Here is a 25245-nt window from a genome sequence, read left to right as displayed (position 1 = left end):
CCTGCGCCGGCCATAGCCTTAATTCAACTGCCACGCCACTCATGAAGCTTCGGCCGCCGAAGGCCGGAAGCGCGGAAAATCGCCATTTGCAGACCGCCCTCACGTGAATCTAGAGCGGAATCGAACGATCGTCGGCAAAGGCCTGCAGCAGCGCCCGCATCGGCGTCCCTTGGGCGGGCGCCATCAGATTGTCCCTGAAGAAGGCCTGCAGTTCCTGCAGCGGAAGTTCGGTCAGCATCGCCTTGACCGGGCCGATCGAGGCCGGCGACATCGAGATCGAACGGAAGCCGAGGCCGATCAGCGCCATCGCCGAGATCGGCTTGCCGGCCAGCTCGCCGCAAAGCGTCACCGGCGTGTGATTGCGGGCGCCGGCATCGGCGATCGTCTTCAGCACCCGCAGGAACGGCGCCGAAAGCGTGTCGAAGCGGTCGGCAAGCTGCGTATTGCCGCGGTCGACCGCCATGACGAACTGGAAGAGGTCGTTGGAGCCGACCGAGACGAAATCCACCGCCTTCATCAATTCGTCGAGCTGGAACAGGAGCGAAGGCACTTCCAGCATCGCGCCCAGCTTGAGGCTGGTGGGCAGGTGGTGCGCGAAGCGCGACAAATGCCGGACCTCGCGGTCGATGATCTCGCGCGCCTGCGCGACTTCCGACAGCTCGGTGACCATGGGCAGCATCAGCTTCAGCTCGCGGCCACCGCTGGCTTTGAGCAGCGCCCGGATCTGCGTCCTGAGCAGGCCAGGACGATCGAGCGTCAGCCGGATCGCCCGCCAGCCCAGCGCCGGGTTCTCTTCCTGGATCGCGCCCTTGAAGTAAGGCAGCACCTTGTCGCCGCCGATGTCGATGGTGCGGAAAGTGACCGGTTTGCCGCGCGCGGCGTCGAGCACATCACGATAGAGCCGCTCCTGCGCCTCGGCGCGCGGGAAGGTCGAGGCAACCATGAACTGCAGCTCGGTGCGGAACAGGCCGATGCCGGCGGCGCCCGACTCGGTAAGCTGCGGCAGGTCGACGGCAAGGCCCGCATTCATCAGGAGATCGACCGGAATCCCGTCCCTGGTCAGCGACGGCTTCTTGCGCAGCTCGCGGTAGACTTCCTGCCGTCGGGCCCGGAACCGGACTTTTTCGGCATAGGCGGCTTCCAGGTCGGATTGCGGCCTGAGATGGATGGTGCCTTCCTCGCCGTCGACGATGATGGCGTCGCCGTTTTCCGCCATGGAAACGGCGCCCTTCACCTGTCCGGCGACCGGAATGCCCATGGCGCGCGCGACGATCACGACATGGCTGGTGGCGGCGCCGTCCTCGAGCACCAGGCCGCGCAGCTTGTCGCGCGGATAGTCGAGCAGCTCGGCCGCGCCCATCGAGCGGGCGACGATGATGGCGTCCTTGGGCAGCGCGGCCGCGACATCCTCCGGCCCGCGCCCCATCAGCTGGCGCAACAGCCGGTTGGCGAGATCGTCGAAATCGCTCATCCGCTCGCGCAGATAGGGATCGGTCATGTGCAGCATGCGCGCGCGCATGTCGCTTTGTACCTTTTCGACCGCGGCTTCCGCCGTCAGGCCGTTGCGGATCGCCTCTTCCAGCCGACGCACCCAACCACTGTCATTGGCGAACATGCGGTAGGCTTCGAGCACCTCGCGGTGCTCGCCCTCGAAGGCGACCTCGCGCCGCTCCAGCATGTCGTCGATGGAGAGGCGCAGCGAGCCGAGCGAGGACTGCAGCCGGCGCACCTCCTCCTCGCTGTCCTCGTTGAACAGGTTGGTGACGACGATGCGCGGTTCGTGCAGCACGACATGGCCGAGACCGACGCCATCATTGAAGGAGACGCCGGTGAAGCTCGCCGGGCGGCGCAGGTCGAGCTCCAGCCCCGGCTTGGTGAGGCGGGCAAGATCGCCGGTGGCGATCATCTCGGCGATCACCATCGCCGTCGTTTCAAGCGCTTCGACCTCGTCGTCGCGATAGTGGCGCATGGTCTTGTTCTGCACCACCAGCACGCCCAGCGTGCGCCCTGCCCTCAGCACCGGCACGCCGAGGAAGGAATTGTAGATCTCTTCGCCCGTCTCCGGCAGGTAGGCGAAGGCCGGATGTTCCTGCGCGTTGGAGAGATTGAGCGGCCGCGCGCTGGCGGCGATCGTGCCGACCAGGCCCTGTCCGAGCCTTAGCTGCGCCAGGTGGACGGCGTTCGGGTTCAGACCTTCGGTGGCGTAGAGTTCGAGCACCGAGTCGGCGCGCAGCACATAGAGCGAGCAGACTTCGGCGACCATGTTGGAGGCGATGTCGCGCACGATGCGGTCGAGCCGCTCCTGCGGCTCCAGCGGCTCTTGCATGAGCTCGCGAAGCCGTTTGAGCAGAACGCGCGGGCCACTGGCCGTATCACGCATCGCGGCTTGTTCTCCAATGGGCATTTCGCCCGCCGCAGTTTCTCCCGCGGCCGGCGTTCACGCAACAACTGACTCAGTTCTTGCTATTGCTTATCCAGACCGTAGACGGAATGCAAAGTGCGAACCGCGAGTTCCGTATAGGGACCGTCGATCAGTATCGAAATTTTGATCTCGGACGTGGTGATGGCGCGGATGTTGATCGCCTTGTCGGCCAGTGCCTTGAAGGCGGTGGCGGCGACGCCGGCGTGGCTCCTCATACCGATGCCGATGACCGAGACCTTCGACATGCCGGCTTCCGACTGCACGACGTCGTAGCCGACTTCCGGCTTCAGCTTCTCCAGCACCGCAAGCGCCTTGTCGACGTCGCCGGACGGCACGGTGAAGGTCATGTCGGTGAATTTGCCGTCCTCGGAAATGTTCTGGACGATCATGTCGACATTGATGTTGGCCTCGGCCAGCGGACCGAAGATGCCGGCGGCGACGCCTGGACGGTCGCCGACGCGGCGCAGCGAAATCTGCGCTTCGTCCTTGGCGTAGGCAATTCCGGTGACGACCTGCTGTTCCACGATCTCTTCCTCGTCGCAAATGAGCGTTCCGGGCGGATTGAGCAAATCCCCCATTCCGGGCGCATCGGGATCGTCGAAGGACGACCGCACGAAGGTACGCACCCTGTGTACCATAGCAAGCTCAACCGAGCGCACCTGCAGCACCTTGGCGCCGAGCGAAGCCATTTCGAGCATTTCCTCGAACGAAATCTTGGCGAGACGCCGGGCTTTCGGCTCGATGCGAGGGTCGGTCGTATAGACGCCGTCGACGTCGGTATAGATGTCGCATCGGTCGGCCTTGACCGCCGCGGCGATCGCCACGGCGCTGGTGTCGGAGCCGCCGCGGCCGAGCGTCGCGATACGGTTGTCCGGCCCGATGCCCTGGAACCCGGCGATGACCGCCACCTGGCCCTCGCCGAAGCGCTTGATCAGGAAGGCGCCGTCGATGTCGAGGATGCGCGCCGCGCCATGGGCATTGTCGGTCTTGATCGGGATCTGCCAGCCCTGCCAGGACCGTGCATGAATGCCCATGTTCTGCAGCGTGATCGCCAACAGGCCGGCCGTGACCTGCTCGCCCGAAGCAACCACGGCGTCATATTCGCGCGCGTCGTGCATGGGCGAGGCTTCGCGGGTCCAGCCGACCAGCTCGTTGGTCTTGCCGGCCATGGCCGAGACCACCACGGCGACGTCGTGACCGGCATCGACCTCGCGTTTGACATGGCGCGCCACATTGCGGATGCGGGCGATGTCGGCGACCGAGGTTCCGCCGAATTTCATCACGATACGCGCCATGGAAGCGAAATGCCTTTGACTCAAGCCGGCTCAAGGCCGGAACGGGAGGAAACGCCAGGGTGACCAAGCGCGGAAATGCGCGGCCTCCTTAGCCAAAACAGCAAGGCTTCGCAAGCGAGCGCACTTATAGCCGGCCCGGCACCACTCATCCTGACGGATTCCTGTCGCCGGTCATGCCACAAGACTGCCGAAACGGCCCGTTGGATATTCTCGTGTCCGAGACCCTGGAAATCGTCACCTTCCGCCTGAAGCCCGGCAGCGAAGCCGGCTTTGTCTCCAACAATGGGGTCATGACGGATTGTCTTGCCCGGCAGCCGGGCTTCCTAAGCCGGCAGCTCGGCAGGTGCGAGGATGGAAGCTGGGTGGAAGTCGTGCGCTGGCAGAGCCTGGAACAAGCCCGGGCGGCGGCGGACCGCATCATGGCCGAGATCGGCGGCAGCGAGGCGGTTCAGGGCGATCGACCCGGCCAGCGTCGACATGAGGCACGCGGCGGTCGCGCTGTCGAAAATCTAATGCATGTCGCGCAAAAGTGTGCAGCGGTTTTGCGATAACGACATGCATCAAGCAACGACCTAAAAGCGCGTCGCCTGAATCCGCTTCAGCGCGACGCGCTTTAGCCGGCCGAGGATGCGCAACGCAGCGCGATGGCCTTCCAAAGGCCTGGATAGTCGACAATGAAGCCGGACGGCGAGACGTCCAGCACCTGGTCGTAGCCGAATTTCGGCGCGGCATAGGCGTAGCGGCTGTCGTCGAGGCGACGGTAGGTCTGGTCCAGGCGCTCAAGCCTTAGCTCCGGAAAGGCCAGATAGGCCGCCGGGGCAGGCGCCGCAGCGCCGACGGCAAGGTCGAAGCGGCGGATCGCCAGCAGGTTCGTCGCCGGCGTGAAGCCGAGGTCGACATCGACAAGCCCGGCAACCTCCGCCTGCTCCGCGCCATTCAGCGTCCATCGGCCGTCGGCCAGCCGTTCGACCTCGTAGCGCAGGGTTTGCGTGCCGAGAAAGCCGTCGACGCTTGCGGAACGCGTGCGCCAGCCGGCATCGCAATCCGCCGCATAGGCAAGGCTGCAGGGCTGGCCGTCATGGAGGAAAAGGGCATGCCCCTTGAGCCGCCAACCGCTCTGGGTCGCACAAAGCAGGCAGGCATCGTGGCCTTCAAGATCGAGACGGCGCCAGAGGATAGAGGACGGCATGATCGCGCTCCTTTTCGAACAGTCTATGCCGTCCCATTCGCGCGAAGTCACAATCCCGTTTCACCATCGGTCCGAGCAAGCTGCCACGTGCTGACAGCACGAGAGCTTGGCGGCAGCTGAAAAAACCTGCCTTGACATTCCCTCCCCCGCGCCCGACTTCCTAACGTCAGCGCCGCGCGTCCTTTGGGACGCAGGACACTGTAGCACTTTGACTTGTGCATGATCCTTTCCGAAAATCGATATCGATTTTCGGGGTCATGCGCTGGAGACCCGTCTATGCCAGAGCCCCGCCGATCGACCATCGATGCCGGAGAAGTCGAGCGCTTCTCCGCCCTTGCCGCCGAATGGTGGAATCCGAACGGCAAGTTCCGTCCGCTGCACAAGTTCAACCCGGTGCGGCTTGCCTATATCCGCGACCAGGTGGCGGCGCGTTTTGGCCGCGATCCGCGCGCGGCGCGGCCTTTCGATGGCCTGCGCTTCCTCGATATCGGCTGCGGCGGCGGGCTTTTGTGCGAGCCGATGGCTAGGCTTGGCGCCGAAGTGGTCGGCGCCGATGCTTCCGCGACCAACATCGAAGTGGCGAAGCTGCATGCGGCGGAGGCCGGCGTCAGCGTCGACTACCGCGCCACCACGGCCGAGGCGCTGGCCGATGCCGGCGAGGTCTTCGATGTCATCCTGAACATGGAAGTGGTCGAGCATGTCGCCGATGTCGACCTGTTCGTCGCCAAATGCGGGCAGATGGTCCGCCCCGGCGGCATCATGTTCGTCGCCACCATCAACCGCACGCTGAAAGCGCTTGGCCTTGCCATCATCGGCGCCGAATATGTGTTGCGCTGGCTGCCGCGCGGCACGCATCAGTTCGGCAAGCTGGTGCGGCCGGAGGAGCTGGCAAAGGCACTGGGCGCGGCCGGTCTCACGGTGATCGACCGCACCGGCGTCATCTATCACCCACTGGCCGACCGCTGGCAGCGCTCGAAGGACATGGACGTCAACTACATGGTGCTGGCCGAGAAAGCCTCGGTCTGATCAATGGGTCCTCAGGCTTCCAACGGCCGATAGCCGCCGCGCCAATAGATCAGGGCCTGTCCGGCATCCTGCGTCCTCACCGCCTCGACCGAACCGATGACGATCGAATGCGTGCCGCGATCGATCATCTCGTCGAGGCTGCAGTCGAAAGCGGCCACCGCGTCGCAGAGCAGCGACGCGCCCGTCTTCAACGTCGTCCATTCGGCGCCCTCGTAACGATCCTTGCCCTTGATGCCGCCGAAGCCGGAGAAGCGCTCGGCAACCTGCTGGTGCTGGGGCCCGAGCGAGTTGACGCCGAAATGCCGGTAGCGCTCGATGATCGGCCAGGTCGATGAGGAGCGGTTGACGCAGGCGATCACCTTCGGCGGCTCGGCCGATAGCGACACCACGGAAATGACCACGAGGCCGGTACGGTCGTCGCCGACGCCGGCGGTGATGACGCTGACATTGCCGACGATGAGTCGCATGGCGGCGCGGAAATCAGCGACGCTGACCGGACCTTCTGGCGTGGACTGACCTTCTGCCGTGGACATTGCCATCTCCTTGTCTAAGCCGCCGACTGCATCGCGGCCGGCGCGACGCGAATGCCTCTTTCTTCGAGAATAGGCAGGACCGTGTCGCGGAAATAGGGGAATTCCTCGACATAACCGACGAAGGACAAGGTCGAGCCGCGGAAGCCGGCATGGTGCAGTTGAGTGATGCCGTCGGCCACCTGCTCGGGCGTGCCGGTCAGCGGAAAACCGCCATGGCCCGCCGCCATGCGGTCGCGGATGAGCGCCAGAAGGTCGTGCGGGAAGGATTGCGCGTGGGCGAATTGCAGCCGCACCAGATTGTCCACCGCCGCCCAATCGGCATTGGCGCGGCCGAAATGCTCAAGATAGTCGTTGGCTTCCTTTTCCGTCGGCCGGCACACGACATGGGCGAAGGTCAGCACATCGACGTCCCTGCCCGCCGCTTTGCCCTGCTCCTTCAGCGCCGCGAGCTCGTCCTTCGAGCGCGAGAGGTCGATCGCCGGCGTGAACAGGAAATCGGCGTTGCGGACGGCAAATTTCCGCCCCTCTTCCGAGCCGGCCGCGTTGAGGATCGGCAACGGCGATGACGGACGCGGATCGCCGAGCACGTTCCTGAGCTTGAACCAGGTTCCGTCCCAGTCGAAGGCCTCCGTGCGGCTCCACAGGGCGCGCACGATGTCGAACCATTCCTGAGCGTAGCCGTAGCGGGTGGTGTGGTCGTCGGGCAGCGTCAGCCCAAGTGCCTCATATTCCGGCTTGTTCCAGCCGGCGACGACGTTGAGGCCGATGCGGCCGCGGCTGATCTGGTCGATGGTGGCCAGTTGCTTGGCGACGACGACAGGGTGGTTGGCCGCCGTATGGGTCGTGGCAAAGACGGTGATGTTGCGGGTGAGCGCCAGCAGCCCCGCTGCCCAGGTGATCGTCTCAAGCACGTTGCCATGAAAATTGGTTTCGCCGCCGTAACCGATCCAGCGCGCGATCGGCAGCATGAAGTCGATGCCGGCTTCATCGAGAAGGCGGGCGAGCTTGAGATTGTTGTCCCAGGAATTGTCCCAGCGCTCGGCGACCTTGGTGACGGTCATGCCGCCGGAACAGTTGGACGCGAAGGTGCCGAGAAAGAAAGGCTGTGTGCCAGGCGCGGACTTGTCGAGCATGCTCATGACGACGTTCTCCTCACATTTTTGATTATAATTTATGATAGAAAGTCTATCATAAATTCATGTGGACGCAATCGCGTGGATCGGCGCATCCTCGCGGCAAGGGAGAGGCTGATGAACGAGCGTCGCAAATCGCTGGAAACACAGGAAGAACTGCTCGACCGCGGCTGGCATCTGGCGCGCACGCCGCTCGAGATCGACGTCACCGAGGTCGAATATGCGCTGATGCGCTCCTACGAGGCATTCGGCCACTGGCAGGCGGAGTGCCTCGCCACCGTGATCGAGTTTTCGGCGAGCGGGCCGGAAAACGCGCTGCTCCACATCATCAGGATGAACGACCGGCCCAAAAGCGTCCGCGACCTCGCCCAGATGACCAATCGCGACGACATTCCCAACATCCAGTACAGCCTGCGCAAGCTGTTGAAGGGCGGGCTGATCACGCGCACCGGCAGCGGCAGGGCCGGCGTGACCTACGAGGTGACGCCGCTGGGGCATCGGGTGACGGAACGCTATGCCGATATCCGTTCGGTGTTGCTCATCGAAGCGGTGAAGCGCATTCCCGAGATGGCCGAGAAGCTCGAGGACGTCGCGCGCACGCTGGAGTTGATGACGGGCATCTATGAGCAGGCGGCGCGCGCCGCCGCCACCCATCGCCGCCGCCACCCGCAGCCGGAATCCTCCGGCAAGGAGGATTAGCTCCGGGACGACGCCGGCTCGACCCGAACCGGCGCCGGCGCGCCGGCTTGGCTTTGCGCCTTGGTCGTGATGAAAACCCCGGCGGTGATGATGGCGGCGCCCAGCCAGGTCAGAAGCTGGTAATGCTCACCGAGGAAGAGCGTGCCGGCGAACAACCCAACGGCCGCCGCCACATAGCCGATCTGGCTGAGATAGACCGGCCCGCCGACCGCCTGCAGGCGGAAGAAGAAGGCAAACATCGCCGAGGCCGACACAACCTGACCGACGACGACGAGGGGCACGGCGCCGAGCGGGGCGAAGGCATGCGTGCCCAGAAGGCCGAGGATGCCAATGAGAAGCAGCGTGGCCGAGGCCAGGTGGCTGCCGACGGCAAGCTCGATCGGGCCGGTGTCTTGCGGCCAGTCGACGGTACGGTAGATGTTGCCGGCGGCAAGGCTGACCGGGATGAGCAGTCCGATCGCAACCCAGAAATAATCGGCCGGCTGGCCGGCCTCGCCGCGCGTCAGCGCAACCATCGCCGCGCCGATGAAACCGACGGCGATGCCGATGACGCCGAGCAGATTGGGGCGCCTGACACCGAGCAGGATCGAGAACACCAGCGTGATCACCGGCGACAGCGTGAACATGATGCCGGTGTAGCCGGCGCCGAGATGCGGAATGGCGGAGAACATCAAAAGATTGGGGACGGCATAGGAAATCGCCGCGGTGACGAAGAAATAGCGCAGCTTGTGCGGCGTCAGCCGGATGCGTTCGCCGCGCAACAGAAGCGCCAAGAGCAGCACGCCGCCGGCGCCCAGCGAAATGACGAAGGCCCAGACTATGGCCGGTACCCCGGCGGCGGTGGCGAGCTTGCCGAACGGCAGCGTCATGCCAAGCAGGCCGCCGGTCACGACCAGAAGCCAAATCGCTGAATCCCAGAGAAACCTCATTGGTTGGTCCTGTCGCTGCGAGACCGCTTGGCGGCCAGTTCTTGTTGCACTAAGATAATGCAAAGATTCTTTATGTCAAGATACTTTACGGTGAGCAATATGGATCGAGCGGGCAGGGCCATGGAACAGTGGCGACGGGAGCGGCCGGATCTCGACGTGTCGCCGATGGGCGTCATCGGGCGGTTGAACGAGGCCTCGGCGCTCATTGCGCGCGACCGGCTCGCGCCGGTATTCGCCCGCTTCGGGCTGCAGTCCGGCGAATTCGACGTGTTGGCGACGCTGCGCCGTTCCGGCGCGCCCTATGCGCTGACACCGACCGAGCTTTACGAGGCGACGATGGTGACGTCAGGCGCCATGACCGCACGCCTCGACCGGCTGGAGAAGGCCGGCCTAATTCAGCGCGCGCCGCATCCCAACGACCGGCGCGGTGTCGTCGTCGAGCTCACCGTGAAAGGCCGCGAGCTCACCGACGAGGCGCTCACCGCCCACGTCGCCAACGAGCACGAAATCCTCGCCGGCCTGACGCGCGAGGACCGGGAAACGCTGGCGAAACTTCTGGAAAAATTGATCGGAAGCCTGAGTTCGCCGTTCTAATGCGTGTCGCCCAGAAGTGTGCGGCGGTTCTGGGACAACGACATGCATCAAAACAACGACCTAAAGCGCGTCGCCTGAATCCGTTTCGGTGCGACGCGCTTTAGTTCCGGTCGTCCGGAAAGCTCGGGATCGGCATGAACTCGACGCCGTCCTCGGCGAGGCTCTGCGCCTCTTCGGGGGTCGCTTCGCCGTAGATGCCACGCGGGTCTGCCTCGCCGAAATGGATCTTGCGCGCTTCCTCGGCGAACTTGTCGCCGACATAGTCGGCATTCTGGCGCACCTTCTCGGCCAGCGCCTTGAGCTGCGCCAGCGCCTGCTTCTGCGCCTCGCCCATGGCCAAGGCCACCTTCTCCTGTTTGCGGGATGTGGAGACGGCGGGCGCCATCAACGCCTTCTCGACCTTGTGCGAGCCGCAGCTCGGGCAATCGACGAAGCCGCGCTTCTTCTGGGTGTCGAAATCGTCATTGCTGCGGAACCACGCTTCGAACTCGTGCTCGTGTTCGCAGGTCAGGGAGAAACGGATCAAGAGGCGGCACCCCTGAGACGAGGCGCTTCGCTTTTCCCGGCTTTGACGGCGAAGTCCCGCGCGTTCTTCAGATTGGGGATCTTGCGGCGCGCGGCCAGCGACTGGGCCGGGTCGATCTCGGCGACGATCACACCGGGCTCGTTATGCGCGGCCTCGGCGATGATGCGCCCCCACGGATCGACGATCAGCGAATGGCCATATGTCTCGCGCCCGTCCTCATGCAGGCCGCCCTGCGCGGCGGCGATGACATAGGCGCCGTTCTCGATGGCGCGGGCGCGCAGCAGCACATGCCAGTGCGCTTCGCCGGTCTGGCGCGTGAAGGCGGCCGGCACCGTCAGCACTTCGGCCCCGGCCATCGCCTCGGCGCGGAACAGCTGCGGAAAGCGCAGGTCGTAGCAGACGGCAAAGCCAAGCTTCGTCCCTTCGATGTCGGTCACGGCCGCTTCCGTCCCTGGCTCGTAGGACGCGGATTCGCGCCAGCTCTCGCCATTGTCGAGATCGACGTCGAACATATGGATCTTGTCGTAACCGGCGATCACGGCGCCGTCTGGCGAAAACAGGAAAGCGCGGTTGGCGAGCTTCCCGTCGGCGCGGCGAATGGCCGTCGAGCCAATATGCAGGTGAATGCCGAGCTCCTTCGCCAACCTGCGCGCGGTCGCGACGACGATGTCCTTATCCTCCGCGGTAAAAGCGGCCGCGCCGGTTTCCTTGTCGCGCACCAGCGCCCCGGTCATTTCCGGCGTCTGGACGTAGGTGGCGCCCTGGCCGGCGGCCTGGCGGACCAGGATCTCCATGTCGGCGGCGTTGCGTTCCGGGCTCGTGCCCGAACGCATCTGCACGGCGGCGGCCTTGAAACTACCCATGGTCATCTCCCGTTGGCGAGCATCGCGTCCAGCCGGCCCCGCGACTCCAGATCGTGGAGGTCGTCGCAGCCGCCGACATGCGTGTCGCCGATGAAAATCTGCGGAAAGGTGGCTCGCCCATGCGCCTTGGAAATCATTTCCTGGCGCAGCTCCGGCGAGAACGAGGCGTCGTGCTCGGTATAGGCTACCCCCTTGCGGTCGAGCAACCGCTTGGCGGCGTTGCAGTAGCCGCACATCATGCGGGTATAGATCGTCACATCAGCCATTGGCCGGCAGTCCTCATGCATGCCGTCCAGTGAGGTACGAAAGCGACATGCGGCAAACAACAATTAAAACCTATATAGTCGCGGACTCATCGGGCCGAAAGTCCCCAGGCAGGACGCGGGCGAAAGTGAGGATGTCGACGGCTCCGGCGCCGCCCCTCTTCAGCGCCTTGGCGACCGCCCGCACCGTTGCGCCGGTGGTGTAGACATCGTCGACCACGAGCACCCGGCGCCCGGCTATCTCGATTTCGGCTTCCGGCGGGACGCGAAAGGCGGCGCGCACATTCTCCTCGCGCTCGTGCCGTTCGAGGCCGACCTGCTGGCGCGTCAGCTTCACGCGCCTGATCGCGGATGGCGAAAAGGGCAGCCCGCCGAGCTTTGCAACGGCCCGTCCGAGCTCCGCCGACTGGTTGAACTGGCGCCGGAAGAAGCGTCGCCAGTGCAACGGCACCGGCACGACCAGGTCGGCCTCCGCGGCCAACTCCGCGCCGGCGCGCATCATCCAGTTCGCCATCCAGGGCGCGAGGTCGGTTCGATCCTGATATTTCAGCCCCTGCACCATCTGCCGCGCGACGCCTGAATAGACGACGGCCGCCCGCGCCCGCTCGAAGGGCGGAGGATCGGCGATCGCCTCGGCGGACAGAAACCCCTCCCCCATGTCGTGGGTGAAGGGCGTTCCCATCACCGGGCACCAGGGCTTCTCCAGCAGCCTCAGCTTCGGCCAGCAGGCGCCGCACAGCACGCCAGGCTGCGACACATGGCGACGGCAGCCGGCGCAAACCGGCGGAAACAACAGGCGCGCCGGCCAGGCCAGTGCCTGCCGGGCCATATCCTGGACCGCTATGGTCTTGATCTTGTGCACCGGATCGGCCACGTGATTGGAACCCGGCGCACCTTAACACCACTCCGGCACGCGCGGACAACAGGAAGCTTTTCGTTGCAGCCCTTGATCGACACCGAGCTCTGGCTCGCGCGCAAGCGCAGGGCTCTCGCCCGCCCCGTCGAAGGCGCCGATTTCCTGATGCGGCGCGCCGCGGAAGACCTTGCCGACCGGCTGGGTGCCGTCGAACGCCGCTTCGGCAAGGCGGCCGCGCTGTTCTGCCAGACGTCGGCGGCGGCGGACGTGCTCGCCGGCAGCGGCAAGGTCGGCGAGGTCGTACGCGTCGAGATGGACGAAGCGCTTCTGGCCGGCGGCCCCGGCCTGGTGGCGCCGCCGGAGACCGTGCCGTTCGAGGAAGGCAGCCTCGACCTCGCCGTCTCCCTGCTCTCGCTGCACGCCGTGAACGACATTCCCGGCGTGCTGGCGCAAATCCGCCGGGCGTTGAGACCGGACGGGCTGTTCCTTGGCGCTCTTACTGGCGCGGGCACATTGGCGGAACTACGCGAGAGCATGCTTGCGGCCGAGACGGAGCTTTACGGCGGCGCGAGCCCGCGCATCCTTCCCTTCACCGACGTGCGCGACGCGGGCGCGCTGCTGCAGCGCGCCGGCCTGGCATTGCCGGTCGCCGATGTCGAAACGGTCGCGGTGCGCTACGATACGCTGTTCGATCTCGCGGCCGATCTCCGCGCCATGGGCGAAACCAACGTGCTCATCGATCGCAGCCGCCGGTCGGCCGGCAGACGCCTGTTTGCCCGCGCGGCCGAAATCTATGCCGAGCGATTCTCGGATCCGGACGGCCGTATCCGCGCAAGTTTTTCGATTGTTTGGATGTCCGGCTGGGCGCCAGACGCCTCGCAACAAAAACCGCTCAGACCTGGGTCGGCCAAGGTCTCGCTAAAGGCTGTCCTGGAGAACCCGCCTAAGACTTGAGCGCACCCGTCGTCAGTGAGCGAAGGCGTTGGCCAGCTTGCTGTTGTTGTCGGTGAACAGCCATACGAGCCCATCGGCCGCCTGTTTGACCCCGGCGATGATGGCGAGCGACAACACCACGACGATCAGGCCATATTCGACGGCCGTGGCGCCCGTTTCATCTTCAATGAATTGCTGCAGCAGGTTTTTCATGATCATCGATCCCTCATGCAGAAACTCTAATGTCTTACCCGTTAAGAAAGGTTAACGGCAAAAGCTTAACAGCGAGTGAAACGCCGCCGTGCCGCGAAATCATTAACCAAGTCAGCACTCGCCGCTGCGGCTGCCGTCATTGCGGATGACACAGATTGAACTGGGCAAAGGCTGCAGCACGCTGCGGCGCAGCGTATATGTATTGGGACGATGACCGATCGATCCGGTCGCCGTCATGTCGAGCCCGCCAGGGAAGCCGTCGCGAGCGCTCTGCGGCCGGGTCTGGCTGTCCAGGAAAGGCGTTGCGATCAGCGCCAGCGCCACCGCGGCCGAGCCGAAGAGAAGCGTGATCCGCAGGATGCCCATGCCGGCGTCCACCGCGCGGAAGCCGCGGTCGGGCCGGATCGAGTCCCAGTCTCTTTCGAGGCTCATGCCGTGTTTCCCAGTCATCGACGATATCGCCGCGCGAAACGGCCTCGTGCAATTTTTCACATCGAGATAAATCTTCCATTAACGCTGGCTAAAGCAGCTCCCGGGAAACGTGCGGAAACATTCACCGTCTCCGGGAAACGGTAAGCTGTCGCAAGGGCGAACCGCGAAACTACAGAAGGTCGATGAGGAACTGGATCAGCGGCGCGTCGGCCGGCGGCATCGGATAGTCGCGCATCTGCCGGGGCCTGACCCATTTGAGTCCCTGCCCTTCTTTGGGCTGCGCGATCCCGCGGAAGCGGCGGCAGACATAAAGCGGCATCAGGAGATGGAAATCGTCATAGGAGTGGCTGGCGAAGGTGAGCGGCGCCAGGCACGGGATCTCCGTCTCGATGCCGAGCTCCTCATGCAATTCGCGCACCAGGCATTCCTCCGGCGTCTCGCCGGGCTCGACCTTGCCGCCTGGAAACTCCCACAGGCCGGCAAGCTGCTTTCCTTCCGGACGCTGCGCCAGGAGCACGCGCCGGTCGGTGTCGACCAGCGCGCAGGCGGCGACCAACAGCAGACGCTTTCCGGTTGGCTTGCTCTCGCTCATGCGCCCGGCGGCCGTCGATAATGGTAGCGATAGACTTCCTCGAAGCCGAGCGACCGGTAGAGCGAGAGCGCCGGCTCGTTGCTGGCCTCGACCTGCAGCCAGGCTTCGCGCGCGCCGCGCAGCCGCGCCCATTTCAGCGCCGACAGGATGAGATTGCGGCCATGGCCCTTCTTGCGCGCCGATTCTTCGGTGGCGACCTCGAACAGACCCGCCAGATCGCCGTCATGCACGCAGATCAGCGTCGCCAGCGGCTCGTTGCCCTCCTCGAGCGCGAACAGCCCCGCTTCCGGCTGGATCGCGCCGATGACCTCGGACAGGCCGGGCCGCAGCGAGGCGTCCGAGCCGCTCGTCCTCAGCGACGCGCCGATGAAGCGGCTGATGTCCTTGAGCGGAATCTGGTCCATGGCCGCGCCGAGCCCGACCTCCTTCAGCGGCAGCCGCATGACCAGGGATTCGTCGAACCTGTTCCAGCCGGCCTTGTCGAGATGCGTGGACAGAACCAGTCCCGACAGCGGCGACATGCGAAAGGTCAGCGGCCGGCCATAGGCGTCGAAGCGCCGCGCGGCGCGGCCGATGCGCTCTTCGATGGCGTGCGTGTCGCCCGGATCGAGCGGATTGACCGAGTTCAGGCGCTTGGCGGGGTGTCCTGCCGTGAGCCGTACCACCCAGGTCCCGTCATAATGGACGGCGGCCGCCGGCCAGGCCCGAAAGCCCGCCGCCTCGTAGCGGCGCACGACCGCCAACACGCTTGCCGGATGCCCGGACACCGGCGCCATCAGCTCCGGTAATCGCCATTGATGGCGACATATTCCTTGGTGAGGTCGCAGGTCCACACCGTCGCCTTGCCGCGGCCGATGCCGAGATCGGCGCGAATGCGGATATCGTCGCGCTTCATATAGGCCGAGGTCGCTTCCTCCGAATAGCTCGGATCGCGTTCGCCCTCATGCGCGAGCCGATTGTCGCCGAACCAGATCGACAGCCGGTCGCGGTCGGCCGGTTCGCCGGCCTTGCCGACCGCCATGACGACGCGGCCCCAATTGGCGTCCTCGCCGGCGACGGCCGTCTTGACCAGCGGCGAATTGGCGATCGAAAGCGCGATGCGCTTGGCCGAGCGGGCGGACTTCGCGCCGGTGACCGTGACCTCGACCTGCTTGCGCGCGCCCTCGCCGTCGCGCACCACCTGCAGCGCCAGCGACTTCAGCACCTTGCCGAGCGCCCGGCGGAAGGCGCCAAGCCGCGCATCCTTGGGATCGCTGATCGCCGGCGCGCCGCGGGCGGCGGCCTTGCCGGTGGCGAAGATGAGCAGCGTGTCGCTGGTCGAGGTGTCGCTGTCGACGGTCACCGCATTGAAGGTCTTGGCCGTGCCGCGCGAAAGCAGGTCCTGCAGTGCGGGGGCGGCGATCGGCGCGTCGGTGGCGATGAAGGAAAGCATCGTCGCCATGTCGGGCGCGATCATGCCGGCGCCCTTGGCGATGCCGTTGATGGTGACGTCGGCGTCGCCGAGCTTGACCGTCGCCGTCGCCACCTTCGGATAGGTATCCGTGGTCATGATCGCCTTGGCCGCCTCGGTCCACAGATCCGGCTTGCCGTCCTTGGCCAGGCCGGCGAGCAGATGGCTGAATTTGGTGGTGTCGAGCGGCTCGCCGATGACGCCGGTCGAGGCCAGGAAAACCTCGCTCTGCGAGCATCCGGCGGCCTTCGCCGCCGCCTCGCCGGTCAGCGCGGTCGAAGCCTTGCCCTTCTTGCCGGTGAAGGCGTTGGCGTTGCCGGAATTGACCACCAGGACGCGCGCCTTGCCGGCGGGCAGGTTCTGACGGCAGAAGTCGACCGGAGCCGACGGGCATTTCGACTTGGTGAACACGCCGGCGACAGCCGTGCCCGGATCGAAGACCATGGCCAAGAGGTCGGTTCTGTTCTTGTATTTGATGCCGGCTTCGGCGGTCGCGATGCGCACACCCTCGATGACCGGCATCTTTGGATATTTCTTCGGTGCAAGCGGCGAAATCGTAGCGGACATCGGAACCCCGGAGCGGCAAGAACGCGAAAGGAAGGCCGGTTTGCCCGATAGCGCGCGTCGGCGCAAGGGGCGTTCTGGCCGCGCCTTCCCGGCCTGGCCGGCGGCTTGGCAGTTGGAAACGCGTCGTTTCGTTTCGTCGCCGAAGCCAATATGATCGGCGCCAGATTCACCGGCTAAGGAAGACCTCGATGGACGAAGCCGCCGCTCGCGGGCGCAAGTCGATCGGCGCGAAACGCAATCCCGAGAGCGCCGATGCCATCGTCAAGGCCGCCGAGGCGGTGTTGCGCGAGGCGGGCTATGCCGGCTTCTCGATCGAGGCCGTCGCCCGGCGGGCGCGGGCGGGAAAGCCGACCATCTATCGCTGGTGGCCGAGCAAGGCGGCGCTGCTGATCGAGGTCTACCAGCGGCAGAAGCGCGTCGAGACGCCCGACACCGGGAACATCGAGGACGATCTGGCCGGCTTCCTTCAGAACCTGTTCGCGCATTGGCGCGACACCCCGTCGGGCAACATCTTCCGCTCGCTGATCGCGGAGGCGCAATCGGACGAGACAGCCGCGGCCGCCCTTGCAGAATATTCGAAAGGACGCCGCAGCCATACCGGCCGGATGATCGAGCGCGCCAAGGCGCGGGGCGAGGTGGCGGCCGATGTCGATGCCGGGATCGTCGCCGATCTGATCGCTTCCTTCGCCTGGCGGCATCTTCTGGCCGGACGGCTCGACGAGGACGACGCGCTGATCCGCGCCGCCATACGCTACATCACGCGGGGTATAATGAACGCTTGACCCCCGAAAGCGAAAGGGCGCCCGAAGGCGCCCTTTAGAATTATCCAGCCGCAAGCGGATTACTTGCCGGCTTCCAGCGTGTCGATGTCCTTCTTGAGCTTCTCGTCCGGGATCTCGACCTTGGCGGCCGCGCGCAGCTCCTTGACCATGGCGAAATACTTGTCGCGGATCACCGCCTGCTTGGCTTGGTCCTTGACGTCGTCGAAGGCCGGCGGCTGCTTGGCGCGCTTGTCCTCGACCTTGATGACGTGCCAGCCGAACTGCGACTGCACCGGCTCCTTCGAATATTTGCCGACGTCGAGCGCGAAGGCCGCCTTGTCGAACTCCGGCACCATCTGCCCCGGGCCGAACCAGCCGAGGTCGCCGCCGCTGGTCTTGCCGCTTGGATCGCTGGTGTGTTCGTTGGCGAGCTTCTGGAAGTCGGCGCCGCCGTCGAGCTGCTTGATGATCGCCTCGGCCTCTTCCTTCGTCTTCACGAGGATGTGACGGGCGTGGATTTCGTTGACCGGCGGCGTGTTGGCGATCTCCTGGTCGTAGCGGGCGCGCACTTCGGCGTCCGTCACCTTGTCGACCACTTCCTTCTCGACCACCTCGCCATGCAGGGCGCGAGCCTGCAGGAACGCCATGCGGCGCTGGAAGTCGGCGTCCTTGTCGAGGCCGCTGTCGACCGCCTTCTTGGCCATGACGCGGATTTCGATCGCGGCCGAAAGGGCAGCCGCGCGGCGCTGTTCGGGCGGCATCTGCGCGAACTGTTGCGACAGTTCGCCTTCGGCGAGCTGAAGATCGGCCTCGGTCAGCTTCTCGCCATTGACGGTGGCGACCACGGCATTGGGATCGACCGGAGCCGCCGCCGGCGCTGTGGCGTCCTGGGCGGGCTTGGTCTCCTGCGCCATCAGCGGCGACAGGCTAAGAGCCGAGAGCCCGAAGACCAGACCGAGGCTGGCGAGCGAGGCGCGGCGGAACGACAGGGACATCAAGATAACTCCAATGGGGATTGCCAATAAGGACCGCGTGAGCGGAAGGGTTCCAAATCAGTCGGATTGTGGCGGAATTTGGCGCTGCCCATAGGGCTAACGCGGCGTTGACATCGATTGAGCCCCCTCTTATCTGTCCATCGACTTGGCGTCCAGAACCGTTTTCCGGGCGCTTTTTGCGTTTGTCCGCATTCACGCGGATTTGATGGGCCCGCCAGGCGCCTGTCGCAAACGGCTAAATTGCTATCGAAAGGACCATTGGATGGTCAGTCTCGGCGGTCTCGCCCGTAAGGTTTTCGGTTCTTCCAACGACCGCCGTGTCAAGTCGACCCGGCCCAGGGTCGAAGCCATCAACGCCATGGAAAACGAGATGCGGGCGCTTTCCGACGCCGAGCTCTCGGGACGCACTGAAAAATTCCGCCAGGATCTCGCCAACGGCGCCGCGCTCGACGACCTGCTGGTTCCAGCCTTCGCCACGGTGCGCGAGGCGGCCCGCCGCGTGCTTGGCATGCGTCCCTTTGACGTACAATTGATCGGCGGCATGGTGCTTCACAATGGCGGCATCGCCGAGATGCGCACCGGCGAGGGCAAGACGCTGGTCGCCACTCTGCCGGTCTATCTCAATGCGCTTGCCGGCCAGGGCGTCCATGTCGTCACCGTCAACGACTATCTCGCCACCCGCGACGCCGAATGGATGGGCCGCGTCTATAAATTCCTCGGCCTGACCGTCGGCATCATCGTCCACGGCCTTTCCGACGACGAGCGCCGCGAGGCTTACGCCTCCGACGTCACCTATGCCACCAACAACGAGCTCGGTTTCGACTATCTGCGCGACAACATGAAATATGAGCGCTCGCAGATGGTGCAGCGCGGCCATGCCTACGCCATCGTCGACGAAGTCGATTCCATCCTGGTCGACGAGGCGCGCACGCCGCTGATCATTTCCGGTCCGCTCGAGGACCGCTCGGAAATGTACAACACCATCGACGCCTTCATGCTGAAGCTCGGCCCGGCCGACTACGAGGTCGACGAGAAGCAGAAGACGACGATCTTCACCGAGGACGGCACCGAGAAGCTGGAAAACATGCTGCGCGACGCCGGCCTGTTGAAAGGCGAGTCGCTCTACGACGTCGAGAACGTCGCCATCGTCCATCACGTCAACAACGCGCTGAAGGCGCATCTTCTGTTCCAGAAGGACCGCGACTACATCGTGCGCAACGGCGAGATCGTCATCATCGACGAGTTCACCGGCCGCATGATGCCGGGCCGCCGCTACTCCGAAGGCCTGCACCAGGCGCTCGAGGCCAAGGAGCATGTGCAGATCCAGCCGGAGAACCAGACGCTGGCCTCCGTCACCTTCCAGAACTATTTCCGCCTCTACAAGAAGCTTGCCGGCATGACCGGCACCGCGCTGACCGAGGCCGAGGAATTCGGCAACATCTACGGCCTCGAGGTCACCGAGATCCCGACCAACCTGCCGGTCATCCGCAAGGATGAGGACGACGAGGTCTACCGTACGGTCGAAGAGAAGTACAAGGCGATCGTCAAGGAAATCCGCGAGGCCAGCGCCAAAGGCCAGCCGACGCTGGTCGGCACCACCTCGATCGAGAAATCCGAGCAGCTGGCCGAACGCCTGCGCAAGGATGGCTTCAAGGACTTCGAAGTGCTGAACGCGCGTCACCACGAGCGCGAGGCGGCTATCGTCGCCCAGGCCGGCAAGCCCGGCGCCATCACCATCGCCACCAACATGGCCGGCCGCGGCACCGACATCAAGCTCGGCGGCAACGCCGAGATGCGTATCGCCGAGGAGCTGGGCGACATGCCGCCCGGACCCGAGCGCGAGGCTCGGGAAAAAGAGATTAACGACGACGTCGAGCGCCTGAAGGAAAAGGCGCTGGCCGCCGGCGGCCTTTACGTTCTGGCCACCGAACGCCACGAATCGCGCCGCATCGACAACCAGCTTAGAGGTCGTTCAGGAAGACAGGGCGATCCCGGCCGGTCAAAATTCTTCCTGTCGCTGCAGGACGACCTGATGCGCATCTTCGGCTCCGAGCGCATGGATGGCATGCTGCAGAAGCTCGGCCTCAAGGAAGACGAGGCGATCATCCATCCCTGGATCAACAAGGCGCTGGAGAAGGCGCAGAAGAAGGTCGAGGCGCGCAACTTCGACATCCGCAAGAACCTGTTGAAATATGACGACGTCTCGAACGACCAGCGCAAGGTGGTGTTCGAGCAGCGTATCGAGCTGATGGACGGCGAAGGCCTGTCGGAGACGATCGCCGAGATGCGCGAGGGCGTCATCGAGGAGATCGTCGCCAAGAACATTCCCGAAAACGCCTATGCCGAGCAGTGGAACGTCGCCGGCCTCAAGGAGGAAGCGGCGCAGTATCTCAACCTCGACCTGCCGATCGAGGAATGGGTCAAGGAAGAGGGCATCGCCGAGGACGACATCCGCGAGCGCATCGCGGCCGCGGCCGACGCCGCCGCCAAGGAGCGCGCCGATCGCTTTGGCCCCGACGTGATGAACTATGTCGAACGTTCGGTGGTGCTGCAGACGCTCGACCATCTGTGGCGCGAGCACATCGTCAATCTCGACCACCTGCGTTCCGTCGTCGGCTTCCGCGGTTACGCCCAGCGCGACCCGCTGCAGGAATACAAGGGCGAGGCCTTCGAGCTGTTCCAGGGCATGCTCGGCAACCTGCGCCAAGCCGTCACCGCGCAGCTGATGCGCGTCGAGCTGGTGCGCCAGGCGGCGGACGCGCCGCCGCCCGAAGCCCCCGAGATGTTCGGCAGCCATATCGACGGCTCCACCGGCGAGGATGATTTCCAGGGCGGCGAGACCGCGCTTCTGATGCGTCAGGACACCAACGCCGTCGTCGCGCCGGAAAACCGCGACCCGAAGAACCCCGCGAGCTGGGGCAAGGTCGGCCGCAACGAGCTCTGCCCCTGCGGCTCCGGCAAGAAGTACAAGCACTGCCACGGCACGTTCGCCTGAGCAGGTCTTCAGTCCCGGCTTTCGCCGGGACTTTTCAACGGATATGATCCCAGTCCCAGACAACTTTCGCAAGGGGCTGAACAGGTTCAAAGCCGTGCCCGGCGTGCCCGACTACTTCCAACTGCACGACCTTAACTTCAATTCATCCATAAAGCCTGCAGTCATGGCGTCGGATATCGACACGACGCGGCAAACAATTCTATCGAAGATCGCGTCCTACAACGTCGGAGGTTGGACCCCGAGCGACAACGCGGCTGCACAGATCGCATCCCATGTCTGCTTCTGCAGCGGAACGCCGGAGCGCAGGCGCTCCTCGCGGGACCGGGCTTCCGGCTCGCCAGGAACCAGGACCGGAGTACCGGGCGTGGTCGGTCGCGAGGCCTTCACATAGTTGGCGTAAGCGCGCGCTCTCTGCAGGAAATCCGGCTCTCCAAAGCGGGCCGGGTCAAGGTAGATCGACAGCATGCCGTTGCTTATGCGGCCGCGCTTGCCGCCAGGGATAGGACCGGACGTCGCGCCTCCAGCCAGGATGCCCGCCAGGATTTCGCACATGAAGGCAAGGCCGGAGCCCTTGTGCAGACCGAAAGCGACGAGAGCGCCCTCGCCATGCGCTAAGTCCCGAACGCCGCCCGGCACGATCGGTCCGTAAAGTGCTGACGGGTCCGAGGTGAACTTTCCGTCGAGCCCGACCAGTGCTCCCTCCGGCACTGGCTTGCCGCCGTTCGATGCGACCAGTACCTTGCCTTCGGCAACAAGCGACGTCGCGAAATCAAGCAGGAACATAGGTTCCTTGCCGTCCGACGGAACGCCTATGCAGATTGGATTCGTGGAAAACCGTCGATCGATCCCACCGAACGGCGCAACCAGCTCACCGCCGCCCACATTGACGAAATGCAACGAAACCAGACCGGCATCGGCGGCCCGTTCTGCCCAGTCGCCGATCCGGCCGAGATGGCTGGAGTTTCGCAGGCCGATCATCGAAACGCCCGCGGCCCTGGCTTTCTCCACGCCCGTGTCGACGGCCAACGGACCGATTGTCTGGCCGAAGCCCCAATTGCCGTCCACTGTGGCGAAGGAGGGACCCTCCGAGACCACCGTCAGCGTCTGCCCCGGTAGGACATAACCCTGCCGCAGCCAATAGAGATAACGCGGAGTGCGTATCACGCCGTGGCTGTCATGGCCCGCTAGATTGGCCGACAGAAGGTAGTGTCCGATCCGATACGCTTCGTCCCGCGCGCAGCCGGCGGTCGCGAAAATAGTCGCGACGAACTCTTTCAGCCGCGCGGCGGGAATGACGTAAGTTGGCTCCTCCATCACCATTGGTTTGTGCGGTACAATCAAGTTTAGATCAATCCCGAATCGCGCGCGGCCGCCGTCGCCTCGCCGCGCGAGACGGCCTCCAGCTTGTCCAGCACCGCCGACACGTGATGATCGACCGTCTTTGGCGAGATGGTCAGATGCGCGGCGATCTTCTTGTTGGAAAAGCCGCGTTCGATCAGCTGCAGCACCTCCATCTGGCGCTGCGTGAGGCCGGCCTGGTTGGCGCGCGTCGCCTGTCGCGGTCCTCTCGCGATGTGGCTGACGCCGCTTTCCCGCATAAGGCCGCGGACGTGCTGCGCGACCGCCCTCGCGCCAAGGTCCTCAAAAATGGCAAGCGCTTCGCGCTGCGCCGCTTCGTCGCCGCGCAGCAAGGCCAGTGCCTGTTCGAAAGGCGCCCCCATTTCGGCCCATAGCGCTGCGGCGGCGCGCCAGTCGCCGGTCAGTTGCAGGCGGTGCGGCTCCGCCATGCCGTTCGTATCGCCGGGGTCGGATCCGGGCGACAACAGCTGCCGCCAGGTGGCAAGTTCGCCGAACACGGCCGGCGTCGGCGCGAGGCTTTCGGCAACCGCGATCAGGCGCAAGGCTTCCTGCCTGTCGGCTTGTCCAAGCCAGGCCAACTCAGCCAGCACCTCGGCAAACGCCACAAGGCGCTGCAGCTCCATGCCCTTGTCCAGGAACCGCCTCATCTCTTCGACGATCGGCTCGGCCGATGGGTCGCCGCGGCGGATGCGCAGCCTCGCCAGAGCCACCAGCGACGGATAGCGCACGAGCGGCGTCGTTGCGTCGTCGTCGACAACCTCATGCGCCATTGTCGCGGCGTCGTCCCAAAAGCCGCGCCGAAGCAAAAGCTGCGCCTGCACGCCGCGCATGTAGTCGCGCCATGTCGCGAGATCGTTCTCGACGCAATAGCCAATGCCGCGATCCAGGAACGACGCCGCCTCCTTGAAGTTGAGGCTATTCATCTCGACGCAGGCGCAGTTCGTGAAGGCGCGCGCCGCATGCTCCTGGAAGTTGCCCGACAGCGCAATCCCAAGGCTGCGTGCGAGATCGCGCCGCCCTTTGGCAAAATCCAGCCATTGTCCGGCGGCGCCGACATTGTTCAGCGCATGACAGACAATGTCCGCCCGGTTGAGCCGCTCCGCCAGTTCGGCCGCCTTGCCGCCGAGCGAAAGCGTGTCCTCGAGCCGCTCGGCCAGCATCGCCAGTTGCGAGAGGTTAGAGTAGGCCATCGCCAGCTCGGCGCTGTCGGGAGCGGTCTCCAGAAGCTCCACGGCCTGCTCGCCGAAACGGTCCGCTGCCTCGCGATCGCCGAGCAGATAAGCAAAGCGCGACAGGCACCTGAGGCAGTCGCCTTCCTTGAGCCGATCGCCCAGCGCCCGGCGCAGCTGGCGCGCCCGGTCCTGCGCTTCCATCGCCGCGTCGATGCGGCCGATCAGATGGCACTCGAAGGCATGGCCTTCATAAAGCTCCGCCCGCTTCTCGATCGGCAGGATATCCGCGTGGCGCAGGGCGACCTCGTAGTAACCCGCCGCATCGCGATGGGCACCGACGCGGGAAGCCTCGCGCGCGGCGACCGGCGCCAGCTCGCGCACCACGTCCAGGCTTTGCGCCTCCACGGCATGATGCACCAGCCTTGCGGTGGCGACTTGCGGATTTTCCCGCAACGCTGCCAAGGCGCGCTCGTTGTACTCCCGTCTCTTGCTGGGCGTCAGCGCCATCTCGATCGCCGTGCGGGCGATCTCGTGGCGGAAGGCATAGCCGTCGCCGAAATCCTCGAGCAGGCCGTTGGCGACGCATTCGGCGAGCTGGCCGGCGGCGGCAATTCCGCAAAGGCCGCTGAGCGCCCAGGCGTCGGCGCGGCGCGGGAACACCGAGACCGCGTCGAGCATCGAGCGGGCGCCGGAGGAGAGCTGCTCGGCGCGCGCGAGCACCGCGTCGCGCACGCTGACCGGCAGCAGGCCGTCTTTCTCGCCGGCCAGCAACTCCGTCACAAAGAAGGCATTGCCTGCCGTGGCGCGGTAGATGGCGCCGCCGTCGCGGCCGGCGGCCTCGGCGAGCGACAGGACGGCCGTCTCGCTGAGCAAAGGGACCTCGATACGATGGACGTTGCCGGCCGGGATTTCGCCGAGCGCCCGGCGCACCCGCATCTGCCCCTCGCTGCGGTCGGTGCGCGCCGTGATCAGAAGCAGGATGTGGGTGCTCGCGATACGCCGGCCCAGGAAGCGCACGAAATCGAGCGTCGCATCATCCGCCCAGTGCAGATCCTCGATGACCAGGACGCTTGGACCCTTCGTCTCGAAAACGTCGAGCGCGTCGGAAAAGAACGGCAGCCTTTGCCCCTGACGGGCATCGATCGCCTGCGGCAACTCCCATCCCGCCTCGCGCGCAAGATCGTAGAGCGCGCCGAGCGGGTCGGGAATCGAGAGGTCTTCGCAGGCACCGCGCAACAGCTTCACGCCTGCCGTCATCCGCTCCGTGAACGCCTCGACCAGCGTCGTCTTGCCGGCGCCGGCTTCGCCGGACAGCGCCACGACGCGGCCGTGGCCTCGCACGGTGCCGGCCAGCACGGCCTCCAGTTGGTTCAGTTGCGTCTGTCTTTCCAGAAGCATCGTCACTCTCGCGAATGGGATTGTTGGCGCGGCGGATGCCGCTGGATAGT

At 65.1% G+C, this 25245-nt stretch carries 25 protein-coding genes; 7 read left to right on the top strand and 18 right to left on the bottom strand.

The window, feature by feature from the left end:
- Positions 1 to 109: 109 nt before the first annotated feature.
- Both ptsP and FJ418_RS14020 read right to left on the bottom strand, forming a co-directional pair.
- The gene (gene ptsP, locus FJ418_RS14025) at positions 110 to 2380 is read right to left on the bottom strand and encodes a phosphoenolpyruvate--protein phosphotransferase (RefSeq protein WP_140645253.1); all 2271 of its coding nucleotides are present in this window, start codon (positions 2378 to 2380) and stop codon (positions 110 to 112) included.
- Between the two features lie 83 nt (positions 2381 to 2463).
- Positions 2464 to 3717: an aspartate kinase gene (locus FJ418_RS14020; RefSeq protein ID WP_140645252.1), complete on the bottom strand. Its 1254-nt coding sequence runs from the start codon at positions 3715 to 3717 to the stop codon at positions 2464 to 2466.
- 200 nt (positions 3718 to 3917) lie between these two features.
- Between FJ418_RS14020 and FJ418_RS14015 the strand changes: the two genes are divergently transcribed.
- Entirely contained in the window at positions 3918 to 4268 is a 351-nt protein-coding gene (locus FJ418_RS14015) for a hypothetical protein (RefSeq protein WP_140866340.1), read from the top strand.
- A 62-nt stretch (positions 4269 to 4330) separates the two neighbouring features.
- Here FJ418_RS14015 and FJ418_RS14010 read toward each other — a convergent pair whose 3' ends face one another.
- Entirely contained in the window at positions 4331 to 4906 is a 576-nt protein-coding gene (locus FJ418_RS14010) for a putative glycolipid-binding domain-containing protein (RefSeq protein WP_140866337.1), read from the bottom strand.
- A 276-nt stretch (positions 4907 to 5182) separates the two neighbouring features.
- Between FJ418_RS14010 and ubiG the strand changes: the two genes are divergently transcribed.
- Positions 5183 to 5932, top strand: coding sequence for a bifunctional 2-polyprenyl-6-hydroxyphenol methylase/3-demethylubiquinol 3-O-methyltransferase UbiG (ubiG, locus tag FJ418_RS14005; protein ID WP_140645249.1), 750 nt, complete (start codon positions 5183 to 5185; stop codon positions 5930 to 5932).
- Between the two features lie 11 nt (positions 5933 to 5943).
- Here ubiG and FJ418_RS14000 read toward each other — a convergent pair whose 3' ends face one another.
- Positions 5944 to 6465, bottom strand: a complete 522-nt coding sequence (locus tag FJ418_RS14000) for a flavin reductase family protein (RefSeq protein WP_140866334.1) — start codon at positions 6463 to 6465, stop codon at positions 5944 to 5946.
- A gap of 14 nt (positions 6466 to 6479) precedes the next feature.
- Positions 6480 to 7604, bottom strand: coding sequence for an LLM class flavin-dependent oxidoreductase (locus tag FJ418_RS13995; protein WP_140866332.1), 1125 nt, complete (start codon positions 7602 to 7604; stop codon positions 6480 to 6482).
- Positions 7605 to 7715: 111 nt separating this feature from the next.
- On the opposite strand from FJ418_RS13995, the gene FJ418_RS13990 reads away from it, so the two are divergent.
- Complete coding sequence (locus FJ418_RS13990; protein ID WP_140866329.1) at positions 7716 to 8297, top strand: winged helix DNA-binding protein; 582 nt, start codon at positions 7716 to 7718, stop codon at positions 8295 to 8297.
- On the opposite strand, the gene FJ418_RS13985 is transcribed toward FJ418_RS13990, so the two are convergent.
- On the bottom strand, positions 8294 to 9226 hold the full coding sequence (locus tag FJ418_RS13985) for a DMT family transporter (protein WP_140866327.1): 933 nt from the start codon (positions 9224 to 9226) through the stop codon (positions 8294 to 8296). The genes FJ418_RS13990 and FJ418_RS13985 overlap by 4 nt on opposite strands.
- 99 nt (positions 9227 to 9325) lie before the next feature.
- On the opposite strand from FJ418_RS13985, the gene FJ418_RS13980 reads away from it, so the two are divergent.
- The gene (locus FJ418_RS13980) at positions 9326 to 9820 is read left to right on the top strand and encodes a MarR family transcriptional regulator (RefSeq protein WP_140866475.1); all 495 of its coding nucleotides are present in this window, start codon (positions 9326 to 9328) and stop codon (positions 9818 to 9820) included.
- A 100-nt stretch (positions 9821 to 9920) separates the two neighbouring features.
- Here the strand turns inward: FJ418_RS13980 and FJ418_RS13975 are convergent, their stop codons facing one another.
- From FJ418_RS13975 to FJ418_RS13960, 4 genes are all read right to left on the bottom strand, one after another.
- The gene (locus FJ418_RS13975) at positions 9921 to 10346 is read right to left on the bottom strand and encodes a DUF1178 family protein (RefSeq protein WP_140866324.1); all 426 of its coding nucleotides are present in this window, start codon (positions 10344 to 10346) and stop codon (positions 9921 to 9923) included.
- On the bottom strand, positions 10343 to 11209 hold the full coding sequence (locus FJ418_RS13970) for a carbon-nitrogen hydrolase family protein (RefSeq protein ID WP_140866320.1): 867 nt from the start codon (positions 11207 to 11209) through the stop codon (positions 10343 to 10345). The genes FJ418_RS13975 and FJ418_RS13970 overlap by 4 nt, the downstream gene beginning before the upstream one ends.
- Positions 11210 to 11211: 2 nt before the next feature.
- Positions 11212 to 11475: a glutaredoxin 3 gene (grxC, locus tag FJ418_RS13965; protein WP_140645242.1), complete on the bottom strand. Its 264-nt coding sequence runs from the start codon at positions 11473 to 11475 to the stop codon at positions 11212 to 11214.
- Between the two features lie 70 nt (positions 11476 to 11545).
- Entirely contained in the window at positions 11546 to 12346 is an 801-nt protein-coding gene (locus FJ418_RS13960) for a ComF family protein (protein ID WP_140658875.1), read from the bottom strand.
- 63 nt (positions 12347 to 12409) lie between these two features.
- Between FJ418_RS13960 and FJ418_RS13955 the strand changes: the two genes are divergently transcribed.
- The gene (locus FJ418_RS13955) at positions 12410 to 13282 is read left to right on the top strand and encodes a methyltransferase domain-containing protein (RefSeq protein ID WP_140858544.1); all 873 of its coding nucleotides are present in this window, start codon (positions 12410 to 12412) and stop codon (positions 13280 to 13282) included.
- 12 nt (positions 13283 to 13294) lie between these two features.
- On the opposite strand, the gene FJ418_RS13950 is transcribed toward FJ418_RS13955, so the two are convergent.
- The 5 genes from FJ418_RS13950 to argJ all read right to left on the bottom strand — a co-directional run bounded on the left by FJ418_RS13950 (position 13295) and on the right by argJ (position 16515).
- Positions 13295 to 13474, bottom strand: coding sequence for a Flp family type IVb pilin (locus FJ418_RS13950; protein WP_140543577.1), 180 nt, complete (start codon positions 13472 to 13474; stop codon positions 13295 to 13297).
- Positions 13475 to 13585: 111 nt separating this feature from the next.
- Positions 13586 to 13906, bottom strand: a complete 321-nt coding sequence (locus tag FJ418_RS13945) for a hypothetical protein (protein ID WP_140645239.1) — start codon at positions 13904 to 13906, stop codon at positions 13586 to 13588.
- A 169-nt stretch (positions 13907 to 14075) separates the two neighbouring features.
- The gene (locus FJ418_RS13940) at positions 14076 to 14498 is read right to left on the bottom strand and encodes a (deoxy)nucleoside triphosphate pyrophosphohydrolase (protein WP_140645238.1); all 423 of its coding nucleotides are present in this window, start codon (positions 14496 to 14498) and stop codon (positions 14076 to 14078) included.
- The gene (locus FJ418_RS13935) at positions 14495 to 15274 is read right to left on the bottom strand and encodes a GNAT family N-acetyltransferase (RefSeq protein ID WP_181166933.1); all 780 of its coding nucleotides are present in this window, start codon (positions 15272 to 15274) and stop codon (positions 14495 to 14497) included. The genes FJ418_RS13940 and FJ418_RS13935 overlap by 4 nt, the downstream gene beginning before the upstream one ends.
- Positions 15274 to 16515, bottom strand: a complete 1242-nt coding sequence (gene argJ / locus FJ418_RS13930) for a bifunctional glutamate N-acetyltransferase/amino-acid acetyltransferase ArgJ (RefSeq protein ID WP_140866317.1) — start codon at positions 16513 to 16515, stop codon at positions 15274 to 15276. Before argJ ends, FJ418_RS13935 begins: the two co-directional genes overlap by 1 nt.
- A 188-nt stretch (positions 16516 to 16703) precedes the next feature.
- On the opposite strand from argJ, the gene FJ418_RS13925 reads away from it, so the two are divergent.
- On the top strand, positions 16704 to 17297 hold the full coding sequence (locus FJ418_RS13925) for a TetR/AcrR family transcriptional regulator (protein ID WP_140645236.1): 594 nt from the start codon (positions 16704 to 16706) through the stop codon (positions 17295 to 17297).
- A 59-nt stretch (positions 17298 to 17356) separates the two neighbouring features.
- Here the strand turns inward: FJ418_RS13925 and FJ418_RS13920 are convergent, their stop codons facing one another.
- Positions 17357 to 18271: a peptidylprolyl isomerase gene (locus tag FJ418_RS13920; RefSeq protein ID WP_140645235.1), complete on the bottom strand. Its 915-nt coding sequence runs from the start codon at positions 18269 to 18271 to the stop codon at positions 17357 to 17359.
- 262 nt (positions 18272 to 18533) lie between these two features.
- Here FJ418_RS13920 and secA point away from each other — a divergent pair, with 262 nt between their 5' ends.
- Positions 18534 to 21266 (top strand): preprotein translocase subunit SecA, encoded by a 2733-nt coding sequence (secA, locus tag FJ418_RS13915; RefSeq protein WP_140866314.1) that lies wholly within the window; start codon positions 18534 to 18536, stop codon positions 21264 to 21266.
- A 216-nt stretch (positions 21267 to 21482) separates the two neighbouring features.
- Here secA and FJ418_RS13910 read toward each other — a convergent pair whose 3' ends face one another.
- A complete protein-coding gene (locus tag FJ418_RS13910; RefSeq protein ID WP_246683040.1) occupies positions 21483 to 22586 on the bottom strand; it encodes a malate/lactate/ureidoglycolate dehydrogenase in 1104 nt (367 codons plus the stop codon).
- 23 nt (positions 22587 to 22609) lie between these two features.
- Entirely contained in the window at positions 22610 to 25195 is a 2586-nt protein-coding gene (locus tag FJ418_RS13905) for an AAA family ATPase (RefSeq protein ID WP_140866311.1), read from the bottom strand.
- Positions 25196 to 25245: the final 50 nt, after the last annotated feature.

The organism is Mesorhizobium sp. B2-8-3, from assembly GCF_006440815.1.
Lineage (GTDB): Bacteria > Pseudomonadota > Alphaproteobacteria > Rhizobiales > Rhizobiaceae > Mesorhizobium.
The sequence above is the reverse complement of the archived record's forward strand: the minus strand, read 5'-3'. Positions and strand labels throughout refer to the sequence as shown.